Source organism: Saccharibacillus sp. JS10 (assembly GCF_024436065.1).
In the GTDB taxonomy this organism is placed as follows: Bacteria; Bacillota; Bacilli; order Paenibacillales; family Paenibacillaceae; genus Saccharibacillus.
Genome location: NZ_JANFNS010000005.1, coordinates 1 through 12,500, shown reverse-complemented (window position 1 = coordinate 12,500; position 12,500 = coordinate 1). Strand labels below are relative to the sequence as shown.

The 12,500-nt window shown below is 45.0% G+C and carries 14 protein-coding genes and 1 other annotated feature; all 14 genes read left to right on the top strand.

The window, feature by feature from the left end; translation table 11 throughout:
• Positions 1 to 33 precede the first annotated feature (33 nt).
• The 14 genes from mreC to pheA all read left to right on the top strand — a co-directional run bounded on the left by mreC (position 34) and on the right by pheA (position 12,095).
• On the top strand, positions 34 to 936 hold the full coding sequence (mreC, locus tag NOM90_RS15025; RefSeq protein ID WP_255943091.1) for a rod shape-determining protein MreC: 903 nt from the start codon (positions 34 to 36) through the stop codon (positions 934 to 936).
• A complete protein-coding gene (gene mreD / locus NOM90_RS15020; RefSeq protein ID WP_255943089.1) occupies positions 933 to 1,463 on the top strand; it encodes a rod shape-determining protein MreD in 531 nt (176 codons plus the stop codon). Before mreC ends, mreD begins: the two co-directional genes overlap by 4 nt.
• A gap of 82 nt (positions 1,464 to 1,545) precedes the next feature.
• Entirely contained in the window at positions 1,546 to 2,232 is a 687-nt protein-coding gene (minC, locus tag NOM90_RS15015; RefSeq protein WP_255943088.1) for a septum site-determining protein MinC, read from the top strand.
• 3 nt (positions 2,233 to 2,235) lie between these two features.
• Positions 2,236 to 3,036 carry a septum site-determining protein MinD gene (minD, locus tag NOM90_RS15010; protein WP_255943086.1) on the top strand — a complete coding sequence of 267 codons (801 nt, stop codon included), beginning with the start codon at positions 2,236 to 2,238 and terminating at the stop codon, positions 3,034 to 3,036.
• A 168-nt stretch (positions 3,037 to 3,204) separates the two neighbouring features.
• On the top strand, positions 3,205 to 4,443 hold the full coding sequence (locus NOM90_RS15005) for an Rne/Rng family ribonuclease (RefSeq protein WP_255943083.1): 1,239 nt from the start codon (positions 3,205 to 3,207) through the stop codon (positions 4,441 to 4,443).
• Positions 4,444 to 4,512: 69 nt separating this feature from the next.
• Positions 4,513 to 4,598 (top strand) — a sequence feature (ribosomal protein L21 leader region).
• Between the two features lie 13 nt (positions 4,599 to 4,611).
• On the top strand, positions 4,612 to 4,923 hold the full coding sequence (gene rplU, locus NOM90_RS15000) for a 50S ribosomal protein L21 (RefSeq protein ID WP_255943081.1): 312 nt from the start codon (positions 4,612 to 4,614) through the stop codon (positions 4,921 to 4,923).
• Between the two features lie 14 nt (positions 4,924 to 4,937).
• Positions 4,938 to 5,270, top strand: coding sequence for a ribosomal-processing cysteine protease Prp (locus tag NOM90_RS14995; protein WP_255943079.1), 333 nt, complete (start codon positions 4,938 to 4,940; stop codon positions 5,268 to 5,270).
• Between the two features lie 22 nt (positions 5,271 to 5,292).
• On the top strand, positions 5,293 to 5,604 hold the full coding sequence (gene rpmA, locus NOM90_RS14990) for a 50S ribosomal protein L27 (RefSeq protein WP_255943077.1): 312 nt from the start codon (positions 5,293 to 5,295) through the stop codon (positions 5,602 to 5,604).
• 162 nt (positions 5,605 to 5,766) lie between these two features.
• Positions 5,767 to 6,498 carry a Spo0B domain-containing protein gene (locus NOM90_RS14985; RefSeq protein WP_255943075.1) on the top strand — a complete coding sequence of 244 codons (732 nt, stop codon included), beginning with the start codon at positions 5,767 to 5,769 and terminating at the stop codon, positions 6,496 to 6,498.
• Between the two features lie 26 nt (positions 6,499 to 6,524).
• On the top strand, positions 6,525 to 7,835 hold the full coding sequence (gene obgE / locus NOM90_RS14980) for a GTPase ObgE (protein ID WP_255943073.1): 1,311 nt from the start codon (positions 6,525 to 6,527) through the stop codon (positions 7,833 to 7,835).
• Positions 7,836 to 8,325: 490 nt separating this feature from the next.
• On the top strand, positions 8,326 to 8,763 hold the full coding sequence (locus NOM90_RS14975) for an ACT domain-containing protein (RefSeq protein ID WP_255943071.1): 438 nt from the start codon (positions 8,326 to 8,328) through the stop codon (positions 8,761 to 8,763).
• Between the two features lie 101 nt (positions 8,764 to 8,864).
• Positions 8,865 to 10,157 carry a homoserine dehydrogenase gene (locus NOM90_RS14970; protein ID WP_255943070.1) on the top strand — a complete coding sequence of 431 codons (1,293 nt, stop codon included), beginning with the start codon at positions 8,865 to 8,867 and terminating at the stop codon, positions 10,155 to 10,157.
• 70 nt (positions 10,158 to 10,227) lie between these two features.
• Positions 10,228 to 11,205 carry a homoserine kinase gene (gene thrB / locus NOM90_RS14965; protein ID WP_370866624.1) on the top strand — a complete coding sequence of 326 codons (978 nt, stop codon included), beginning with the start codon at positions 10,228 to 10,230 and terminating at the stop codon, positions 11,203 to 11,205.
• Positions 11,202 to 12,095, top strand: coding sequence for a prephenate dehydratase (gene pheA / locus NOM90_RS14960; protein ID WP_255943068.1), 894 nt, complete (start codon positions 11,202 to 11,204; stop codon positions 12,093 to 12,095). Before thrB ends, pheA begins: the two co-directional genes overlap by 4 nt.
• The last annotated feature ends 405 nt before the right edge of the window (positions 12,096 to 12,500 follow it).

Here is a 12,500-nt window from a genome sequence, read left to right as displayed (position 1 = left end):
GCATCTTGATGAATCATTCACCCATGTTAGAAGGTGTTCGAACTGTTTAGAACGCTCGGAAATCGCAAATTATTTATTTTGCTGATCGTAATCGTACTTTTCGTTGCGCTCATGGGCGTGACGCTTGGTGATCGAGTTGGATTGACTTGGCCCGAGAAATTCGTTAAAGACACGGTTGGCTTTACGCAACGGATCGTTAACAAACCGACACAAGCTGTTTCGGGATTTTTCGAAGATATTTCTGATTTGAACAGTGTCTACGAAGAAAACGATAATTATCGGATTCAGGTTGCTGAACTTCAACGTCAGTTGATCGATTATCGAACTTTGAAAAACAAAAATGATCAGTTGCAAAAAGATTTGGAATTCACAGAAACACAAAAAAGGAACTCCAATAAATATTATCGGTTTTCCCATGTCGTTTCCGTTAATGAAGACGTGAATAATCCTACAGTCAATATCGATGTTGGAGCTAAAGATGGGGTAGAAGTCGGAATGGCAGTCACCAGTATCGAAGGGATGGTCGGTATCATTAGTACCACTACCGAGTATACATCGACGGTGCAGTTGATCACTTCTCTGAGTTTGACCTCACCTGACAGTTATTCAATTGCGGCTACAGTGACAGGCAAAGACGGCACATTCGGTATTGTAGAAAATTATGACAAAAAGCAAAATCGTCTTTTGATGTCGGGGATTAACAACAATGATCCGAATAAAGAGAAGATCGAAGTCAACGATATTGTCGTGACTTCAGGTAGCGGCGGCGTGTTCCCGGCAGGAATCGTTTTAGGTAAAGTCAGAGACATCGTTCCTAGTGAATTCGGTTTGACTTCGACAGCTAAGATTCTTCCTTCCGCAAGCTTTGTCGAATGGAAAGAACTGTTCGTCGTGATTCCGGGAGTTGATCCGAATACAGGAGACGGTGCGCAATGACATGGCGCAAACAGATCCTCGTCCTGCTGCTTTTTGTTTTGTTTCTGATCGAAGGCAGTGTTCTGCCATGGTTTTTGCCTAAAGCTTGGATTCCGCATTTGATGCCGAACTTGGTCTTTGTGTGTGTACTATTCGTTGCCGTGTACCGTCACCGTTATGCCGGGATGGTACTTGGCGCCGTATTCGGGATGCTGCATGACGTCGTTTATTATGGCGCGATGCTTGGTCCATACTCGTTTACGATGGGCTTCACGGCTTACGTATTAGGTCTGATTTTCCAACTTCCCAAAGCACCGCTTCCCGTTATGCTTACGGTCGTGATGTTAGGAAGTTTCATTTTGGACAATATGCTGTTCGGCATTTATACGGTCTTTAATTTTAATGAACAGACCTATGATTGGGCTTTGATTCAATACATGATTCCTGACCTGTTATTCCGACTCACATTTGCGTTAATCATCTATGTACCGATTCGTCGGCAATTTGATAAGATGCCGCTTCGTGTGAAAAAGAAAGACAACGAGTAAGTTGCGGTAACTTTTATGCAAGTTGTGCAGGAGAAAGGAACCTTCTTCTCGAAACATTCAAGTTGAAGGGGGAGCGGGGGAGATGTCCATCAAGCGCAATCTCGTGACAATCAAAGGGACAAAAGAAGGTCTTGTATTTCGTTTAGACGAAACCATTCCTTTTGATGACCTGTTAAATGAGCTTCAAGAAATGTTGGAGCATAGTCATCAAACTATTTTAAGTGGTCCACTTGTGGCAATCGATATACAATTCGGAAGTCGTGATTTGTCGGATGAGCAAAAGTTGCAAATTTTAGATGTAATGCGAAGTAAACGTAATCTATTGGTTCGCTCAATTGAAGGCTCCAAATCGACCGAGCTGCGTGAAAATGCGGTACTGCGTACTCCAATTACGACCATAAGCGGCATGGTCCGTTCCGGACAGGTGCTCCGGCATGACGGTAACCTGCTATTTTTAGGCGATGTAAATCCGGGCGGCTCTATTGTATGTACCGGAGACATCTATATTCTCGGAGCACTGCGCGGAATGGCTCATGCCGGTTCGGAAGGTAGCGAGCATGCGATCGTTGGAGCTTCTTATCTGGCACCGACACAATTACGAATCGCCGAAGTCATCAGTCGTCCGCCTGATCATGCAGAAGAAAGCAGCGCTCATCCGCATGAAACGCAGATGGAGTTTGCTTATCTCCAAGACGGGCAGATGCAGATTGACAAGATGGCGAATATCGCCCGGCTTCGCCGGGATCTGAATGTGTTCAAAGGAGTGTAGAAGATGGGAGAGGCTATAGTCGTCACTTCGGGAAAAGGCGGCGTCGGCAAAACGACGACCACAGCCAATATCGGAACTGCGCTAGCATTACTCGGCAAAAAAGTATGTCTGGTGGATACAGATATCGGGCTTCGCAACCTTGATGTCGTGATGGGACTGGAAAATCGCATCATTTACGATATTTGCGATGTTGCCGACGGACGTTGCCGTTTACATCAGGCGCTCGTGAAAGATAAGCGTTTTGAAGAATTGTATATGCTTCCGGCTGCACAAACCAAAGATAAAAGTGCGTTATCTCCAGAGCAAGTTCGCGATATCGTACTTGAACTGAAAAACGAGTTTCAGTATGTCTTGATCGATTGCCCAGCGGGAATCGAGCAAGGCTTCAAAAACGCAATCGCGGGTGCCGATCAGGCAATCGTGGTGACTACGCCGGAAAATGCAGCTGTACGTGATGCGGACCGGGTGATCGGGCTGCTGGAAAGTTCACATATCGGATCGCCCAAATTGGTCGTCAATCGGATTCGTCCGAATATGGTCAAAGCCGGCGAAATGCTGGATGTGGATGAAGTGCTACAAGTGCTGAATATCGATCTGCTTGGAATCGTACCGGATGACGAAATGGTGATTAAAGCCGCGAACACGGGTGAGCCTACAGTCATGAATCCGGACTCGAAAGCTTCGATCGCTTATCGTAATATTTCCAGACGTATTCAAGGTGATACCGTACCTTTGATGCAATTGGATGAAAAAAAAGGTCGCTTCAGTTTGTTCCGTCGTATTTTCGGTGGCGGCAAATCGTAAATGACGATCAACAAAGCCCTTTCACTTTTAGTGAGAGGGCTTTTATTACGTTTATCTAAAACGATGAAACTTTTTTGTTTAATTCTACGTCTAGTGAATACATACCAGTTATACTTATTATAGGATTAGGAAGCGTTAACACGAAAAGTCGGGCGTAGGAGGCGACCTATGAAAAAATTGATTGTACATAATGAAGGAGAATGGACGCAAGCCGCATTGCTTGAACATGGAAGTTTGATCGAATTTGCTGCAGAAAAAATTAAAGAACACGGCACGGCCGGTAGTTTTTACAAAGGGCGAATCGTCAATGTATTACCAGGCATGCAAGCGGCTTTCGTTGATATTGGACTGAAAAAAAATGCGTTTTTATATATCGACGATATGCTCCCTACTCCTTCGGAAAAGCAGCTTCTTCAAAAACCTTCGATTGAACATATTGCACGTAAAGGTCAACAAATATTGGTACAAATCACCAAAGAACCGCTTGGCGGAAAAGGCGCAAGAGTCACGACTCATTATTCGTTGCCGGGTCGCCATATCGTATATATGCCCGAATCCGACTATGTAGCCGTCTCCAAAAAAATAGAACCGGAAACAGAACGCAATCGGTTAAAAATGTTTGGGGAGCAGCTGCGTTTACCCGATGAAGGAATGATCATACGTACCGTAGCGGTCAATGGACCGGATGAAGGGATTGGCGAAGATTTGAACCAGCTTCGAAGTCAGTGGAAACAAATCGTCCATACAGCAGAAGCAGCAGAAGCTCCTCAAGAATTATATCGGGAGTTGGATCTGGCTCAGCGTATGATTCGGGATGTATTCGATCCAAGCTGCGATGAGATTATCGTGAACGATATTGCTCAGCAGCAACGAATTCAATCTTACTTAGAGCAGCTATTTCCAAATTTTGATCATCGAGTCTTTTTGCATCAGGAATCGACATCTGTATTTGAAGTACACCCGATTGAACATCAACTTCATCGCGATTTTGGCAGGAAAATTCGGTTGCCTGGTGGGGGTACATTAATTTGGGATCAGACCGAAGCCTTAACGATTGTTGATGTGAATACTGGAAAATATACGGGAGCCGATGATAGTCTGGAGACGACTGTGACCGAGACCAATCTTGAAGCTGCAAAAGAGATTGCCAGATTGCTTCGGTTACGCGACGTAGGCGGAATTGTGATTGTTGATTTTATCGATATGCAAAAAGAAGAAAATCGTACCCGCGTTCTAAATAGTTTGGAGCAACACCTGGGCAAAGACCGCACGCAGTCTCATATTGTAGGATGGACAAAGCTTGGACTGCTTGAAATGACGCGAAAAAAGATACGCGAAAGCGGCGCGGGGCTCTTTTACGAGACATGCAGTGTGTGCGGCGGAACAGGGAAAATTATGATTCGCTGACCTGTTGACTTTTGAGCAGGCGCATGCTAAGATACGTTGGTATGTGTGCCGGTGTACTTCACTTTGCACAACATGCTGTAACCGCACAGGCCGGGTTAAAGCGATCTGCGTTTTTGACCATGATCCACCCGAACCAGGCGAGTCTGAGACATGAGGAGGTGCAAGAAAATGTACGCAATTATCGAAACAGGTGGTAAACAGTACAAAGTCCAAGAGGGCGATGTTCTGTACATCGAGAAGCTTGAAGCCGCAGACGGCGAAAGCGTAACATTCGACCGCGTTCTGGCCGTTTCTAACGACAACGGACTGACAGTAGGAGCTCCAATGGTATCCGGAGCGACTGTAACGGCGACAGTTGACAGACATGGTAAAGGTCAAAAGGTTGTAGTATACAAATACAAACCTAAGAAGAACTACCACAAGAAACAAGGTCATCGTCAACCGTATACAAAAGTAACGATTGCTAAAATTCAAGCATAATTGAAGGTGATAACTTGGTTATCGTCGAAATTTTAAGATTACCCGACCATAAAATTACAGGCTTTAAAGTCGAAGGTCATGCGGGTTACGCAGATCGCGGCGAGGATATCGTTTGTTCGGCAATATCGGCGATTACAGTCGGTACGGTCAATTCGATCGAAGTGCTTGCGGGAACTGTGATGAAGACTCGAATGAAGAACGGTTTTTTAAGCGGAACTCTTCCGCCTATCCAATCGGATGAACTGAAGGCGAAAGCTCAAGTGATTTTGGAATCGATGGTGGTCATGCTGACTACAATCGAAACTTCTTACCGTGAATATATTCGCCTCGACGAGGTTAAAAAATAAGCAAAGAAGGAGGTAGACCACTATGTTGAAATTGGATCTCCAGTTATTCGCTTCCAAAAAAGGTGTAGGTTCGACAAAAAACGGACGTGACAGCCACTCGAAGCGCCTTGGCGCTAAACGTGCGGACGGTCAAGCAGTACGTGGCGGCGGTATCATTTTCCGTCAGCGCGGAACTAAAATTCACCCGGGCACGAACGTAGGTATTGGCAAAGACGACACTTTGTTTGCTATGATTGATGGCGTTGTGAAATTCGAACGTTACGGTCGTGATCGCAAAAAAGTTAGCGTCTACCCAGTTCAAGTTGCTGACGTAGCAGCTTCCGTAGAAGCCTAACACGAACGGGTAAACAAGAAGCCTTCGGTATTCGTACCGAAGGTCTTTTTTTGTTCATCCTTACTTGTGGCTCCAATGGATCGATAGAGCTGTACTCACTTGGATTTTTGCCGAATTCTGGGTATACTCAGACTAACTACGTATCAGAAACGGAGAGAGCTGATGAAAAGGTGGAGGGACCTATCCGTATTAATGCCGCTATCTACCCTAGTTCCTTTGATACTGGCTTGGATTTTTCCAAATGTAATGATGTTTATTCTGTTGGGAGCATGGCTTGTTGCCGTGTTTTTTCTACTGTCCAGACAAGAAAAGCATCGCCGGGATCAAGAGGTTCGGGAACTGAGACAAACGACACAACAATTTTTCCTTAATGTCCTCAGTCATCAGCGACATGATTGGATGAATGATCTTCAACTGATTTTCGGATATGCAAAAATGGGCAAACTTGAGCGAGTCGAAGAGATTGTAGTTAGAGTGAGTTCAGATATGCACAAAGAAAGTCGGATCGCGAAGATTGGGCTTCCTGAACTTGTTTTTTACCTGATGACGATCAAAGGTGAAAATCGAGAAGTTGCGCTCCATATTTACGCCGATGAAGATCTTCATTATGCTGGAAGTCTGACTTCAGATGATGAAGAAGGTTTAATTCGTGCAGTGCGAGCGGGAATAGCGGCATATCGTTATTCAGGGCTTGCCGCACAAGCTGCAGAACCTGCGCTGCGTATCGTGTTCGGCGAAGAGGGCGGGGAAGCGACTTTGTTCATCGAACCAGAAAATGATCCGCAAGCTGTATCGGTTGTGCACCATGCCGTTGAAGAAGCTCTTGCTTCTTGCAACGTATCAACAGAAGCTTCAGATCGCGGAACTTATATCCGCTGGAAGCTTTCGAATTAATTTAAAGATGTAGAAGAGGTGAATCCATGTTTGTAGATAAAGCCAAGATTTATGTAAAAGCAGGTGACGGCGGAGACGGTATGGTTGCGTTTCGACGCGAGAAATACGTACCGAACGGTGGGCCAGCCGGAGGAGACGGAGGTCGAGGCGGCGATATTATTTTCCGCGTTGACGAAGGTCTGCGTACGTTGATGGATTTCCGTTATCAGCGTCACTTCAAAGCTAAAGCGGGCGAAAAAGGCCGTAATAAAAACCAATACGGAGCCAATGCCGAAAATACGATTGTTCGTATTCCGCCAGGTACGTTAGTCATTGATGACGACACTCAAGAAGTATTAGCGGATATGACGCGTAACGGTCAAGAAATTATTGTAGCCCGTGGAGGACGCGGAGGACGCGGTAATGTTCGTATGGCTACGCAAAACAATACAGCTCCCGAACTTGCAGAACGCGGTGAAGAAGGCAAAGAACGCTATATCGTGCTTGAACTTAAAGTCATGGCAGATGTAGGACTTGTTGGTTTCCCGAGCGTAGGAAAATCAACACTTCTATCCGTTGTTTCTGCGGCAACGCCGAAGATCGGAGCCTACCACTTTACGACAATCACGCCGAACCTCGGCGTAGTCGGAATTGATGATGGTCGTAGCTTCGTAATGGCAGATTTACCGGGTCTGATCGAAGGCGCGCATGAAGGCATAGGTCTGGGACACGAATTCTTGCGCCACGTTGAGCGGACGCGGGTCATTATTCACGTCGTAGATATGTCCGGTTCGGAAGGACGCGATCCGTTTGAAGATTGGGTGAAGATCAACGAAGAGATCAAATTGTACAATGCGGAGCTTGAGAAGCGTCCACAGATCGTAGCGGCAAACAAAATGGATATGCCGGATTCGGAAGAAAACCTGCGCATGTTCAAAGAAAAAGTAGCCGAAATCAATCCGGATCTTGAGATCATGGCGATTTCTTCGTTAACTCGCCAAGGTGTGAAAGAACTGATGTATCGCGCTGTTGATGTATTGGATTCGATCGCAGTCGTTCCGGCTATTGAAGAAGCGGAAGATCAAGTTGAACGTAAAGTTTACCGTCCGCAAGAAGCGAAAGAAGAAGGTTTCACGATCCGTCGGGAAAACGAAATGTTCGTCGTGGAAAGTGTTCAAATCGAGCGCATGATGAAACGTATGCAGTTGACTACGCACGATGCCATTCTCAAATTGGCACGTACGCTGCGTCATATGGGCGTCGACGAAGAATTGCGCAAGCGCGGCGCCAAAGACGGCACGATTGTACGGATTGCTGATTTTGAATTTGAGTTTGTTGAAGGTAGTAGTTACTATTGAGCAGGGCGAGCGGTTTCCGCTTGTCGCTCCGACTTGTTTTCCTCTGCGGACCTAATTCGGTCTGGCAGTAGCAGGAAAGCCAAAAGTCGCTCCAATCGCAAACCGCCCGCCTCGCACTGTAGTGTGGGGGTGGACGGGGGGTGAGGTGCGCTCTCGAAATCGTAAGTTCGAGAGCCCACTTCAAGGCTTAAGTTCAAAAGCTTAAGTCAAAAGATTAAAGAGGATCACAGGCGCCGGATGATAACCGGCTGTGTGATCGAAATATATAGATTCAAGAAGAAGCAAGCGAGGTGTCTCTTACTTAGAGGCGCTTCGCTTTTTTGTTATGTGAGGAAAGGGAAAGAAAATTGTAGAGAGAAGCGGATAAGATCAAAAATAAAAAATGACGCTTCATGTAACTTTTTTGCGTTAAAGGGTTGACGCCCGGTTGGTTTTCTCGATATAATGTCCGCTATATGAAAACAATGGTCTTTAATAGGGGGACGTCGAAATGAAAGAGCGTTATTATCTTGCCAGAGAAGATATTTTGCCGGAAGCGATCTTGAAAACGTTGCATGTTAAAGAGTTACTGGCAGGCGGGCAAGCGAAAACGGTGAATGAAGCGGTGGCAATTGCAGGGATCAGCCGCAGTGCCTTTTACAAATATAAAGACGGAATTCATCAAGTCAATCAACTGGATCGTGAAAGATTGGTTACTTTATCTCTTTTGCTGGAGCACCGAGCGGGGATTTTATTTAAAGTACTCGGATTGATCGCAGAAAGTGGCGGTAACGTGCTGACAATCAACCAAAGCATTCCGCTACAAGGAACAGCAAATGTGGTATTATCGGTAGAAACGTCAAGATTGCATGAAGAACTGGGCAGCCTTACCGCGTCGTTAGAATCGGTAAATGGTGTCAGTCGAGTCGTTGTTATCGGGCAAGGATAGTTGAAGTCAAACAGGGCAGTCGTCTATTTTGGAATTAGCGGTATATGCAGCATGATGTGGATGATAATCATTGCTGCATCAGGATGGGGAGGAAAATGTACGTGAGTAATAAACCGATAAAAGTAGGATTGTTAGGTCTAGGTACTGTAGGTACAGGCGTTGTCCGGATCGTTGATATGCACCAAGAAGATTTGAGCAGCCAAGTCGGCTCACCGATTGTCATTGAGAAGATTTCGGTCAAAGATCGTGAGAAAACGCGTAACATTCCAATTGATGCTTCTCGTTTGACGGATGATCCGTGGGAAGTGATTCGTGATCCTGAAATCGATGTGATCGTCGAAGTGATGGGCGGCGTCGAGCAGACGCGTACTTATATTCTTGAAGCTCTTGCACAGGGCAAACATATCGTGACGGCGAACAAAGACCTTATGGCGCTTTACGGCACAGAAATTTTGGCGAAAGCGCAAGAAATGAAATGCGATGTCTTTTACGAAGCCAGTGTGGCCGGGGGCATTCCGATTATTCGTACGTTGATCGAAGGATTTTCGTCGGATCGTATCACTAAAATTATGGGTATCGTCAACGGAACGACCAACTATATGCTGACCAAAATGAGCAAAGAAGGCGTGTCTTACGAAAATGTCCTCAAAGAAGCTCAGCAATTGGGTTACGCAGAATCTGATCCAACGTCTGACGTAGAAGGATTAGATGCCGCACGTAAAATGACTATTTTAGGTACATTAGGTTTCCGAACCAACGTGGAACTAAATGATGTACAAGTCAAAGGCATCGCTGAAGTCAGTCAATCGGATATTACGTATGCTCGAAACTTAGGCTACGAAATTAAACTACTGGGTATCGCAGAACGTGAAGATGATGCGATCTCGATCAGTGTTCAACCGACTATGGTTAAAGTCTCGCATCCCATTGCTTCGGTAAACGGTGTGTTTAATGCGGTTTACGTGCATGGCGAAGCTGTAGGCGAGACGATGTTTTACGGAGCCGGCGCCGGTGAAATGCCAACAGCTACATCGGTTGTTGCAGATTTGGTCTCGGTGATCAAAAACTTGCGTTTAGGCGTAAACGGTCTGAAACAGATCGCACCAAACAAGCCGAAAAAGCTCAAAAGCGACGCTGAAATCTTTTCCAAAAACTTTATTTTGCTGCATGTCGATGATAAAGCGGGCGTGCTAGCGCGTATTACGCAAATTTTTACCGAGTACGAAGTGAGCTTGGCTTCTGTCGTTCAACAACCGAATGAGCTAAATCCAAACGCAGAAATCGTAATCGTAACCCATAAAGCAAGCAAAGAAAGTATCGATAAGGTGCTGAATCGCTTTGAAGAATTAGACGTTGTTCGCCGAGTGATGAGTGTGTACCGCGTCGAAGGCTAGATTTAATAACGAACAGATATAGAGTTTAACCTTTGGTTGACGTTATCGGAAAAGTCGGAAGGAGCCGTACATGATGAACGAAAATGTAGGATCTGTAAGGGTCAAAGTACCGGCAAGTACTGCAAATTTAGGCCCGGGATTCGATACGCTTGGTATGTCGCTTTCTTTATACATTTGGATTGAGATGCGCAAAGCGGAGCAGACTGTTGTACATTTTTCTGGAGAAGGCTTTGAAGGAATTCCAGCGGACAAAAACAATCTGATTTATAAAGTCGCTCAGCTCGTTTTTGAAGAAGCGGGTGTTGAAGTACCGGAGCTTGAAATTGGTATGCGTTCGGATATTCCGTTGACACGAGGTTTAGGAAGTAGTGCATCGGCGATTATCGCAGGGATGACAGCGGCGAATACATTAATCGGCTCTCCTTTGTCCAATGATCGATTATTCGATATGGCAACTGCGCTCGAACGCCATCCCGATAATGTAGGGGCTTCTTTGTTTGGCGGTATTATTGTCGCAGCTTGGGATGGCGAACATGCCGATTATATTCGGATTGAACCTCCTCAACAGTTAAAAGTCTTAACGCTGATCCCGGACTTTGAACTTGCGACCTCGGCAGCTCGTGCAGTGTTACCAAAACAGCTGAGCATTCAAGATGCCGTATATAATATCAGCCGGTCTTCTTTATTAACAGCAGCTTTATCCTCAGGGCGATTGGATCTTTTAGCCTCAGCTATGAAAGATCGTCTACATCAGCCTTACCGAGCAGCGCTTGTGCCGGGCATGGAAAAGATTCTGGAACAGGCAACGTCGTATGGAGCGCTTGGTGTAGCTTTGAGCGGAGCTGGACCTACACTACTTGCTTTTGTAGATGGAAGTCGTCAAGAAGAAGCTCACCGCCTGGAATCTTTTATGCAAAGTGTAATGTTGGAACATGATGTACAAGCACGTACGCTCTGGTTGGAACCAGACTTACAAGGGGCGTTATGCGAAAGCGATATTCACCCTGATCTTTTTCTAGCATCAATCAAAGGAGAAATTTCGTCATGACACGTATTGCACTGCTTTCTGCAGGATCAGTTTCTCACGAAGCTGTGGATTATTTAGTCGGAAACCAACAAGTTGAATTCATCCACTATAAGTTGATTTCTGATGTCTTTATGGCAGTCGTACAAGGAACAGCGGATTATGCAGTCATTCCGATCGAAAATACGATTGAAGGTTCAGTAAGCCTACATATGGATTGGCTAGTTAACGAAATCGATATTCCGATGCAAGCTGAATGGGTATATCCTTCGATTCAAAATCTAGTTGGGCGTAGAGAAGAGTTTGTTGGCGAAGATGGAGAAATTGAATTTTCTAAAATTCTGAAAGTATTGTCTCATCCTGTTGCGATTGCGCAATGCCGAACATTTATCAGTGAACATATTGCTCAAGCTGAACTTGAAAATGCAAGCAGTACAGCAGAAGGAGCAGCGCAAGTTGCATCGCACCCGGGGAGTGGTTGGGCTGCATTTTCAACTCGTCTTGGAGCAAAACGTTATGGGTTAGACATACTTGCTGAACGTGTAACGGATCACGATAATAACTACACTCGATTTGTTTTGATTGGACCAGAACCGATTAAGGTCGATAAAAATAGTGACCACTCCAAAACAAGCATACAAGTGATTTTGCCGGAAGATTACGCGGGTGCTCTGCATCAGGTGTTATCTGCATTCGCCTGGAGAAGGTTAAACTTATCTCGCATCGAATCACGTCCAACGAAAAAGAAGCTTGGGAACTATTATTTCTACATTGATGTATTGGAAAATGCAGAAGCTGTTTTGTTAAAATCGGCTATGGAGGAAATCGAAGCATTAGGTTGCCAAGTACGAATCTTAGGTTCTTATCCTTGTTTTGACTACGAGGGCAATAATTCAGAACTTTTAGAAGGATAGATATAGAAGATTTCAAATAGAAAACAGACTGAACTACATAGAGCGCTTAGCGCTCTTTTTTATTACTAAAAGATTGCCTAATGAAGAAATGTTGCGTTATGTAAAAAATATTGGATAAACGCTTGAATTATAAGCAGAGAGGTGATATACTATAAATCTAGCCGAGCGATTGCGAAGTTAGATGTTTGTTTTTGAAAGCAGGTTTTAGCGAAATTTTATTTTGACTCTTCTAACTATAAAAGAGTTTGAAAAAAAGATTCCAAAAAAAGACTTGCAAAACGAAAACGAACGTGCTAACATATAAGAGTTGCTGCTGCGAGCGAAACATTGAGCGGCAGAAACGAAAATCAAGTGTTTGTTCCTTGAAAACTGAACAGTAAGTGAGTCGCGATCATGCAGATGATC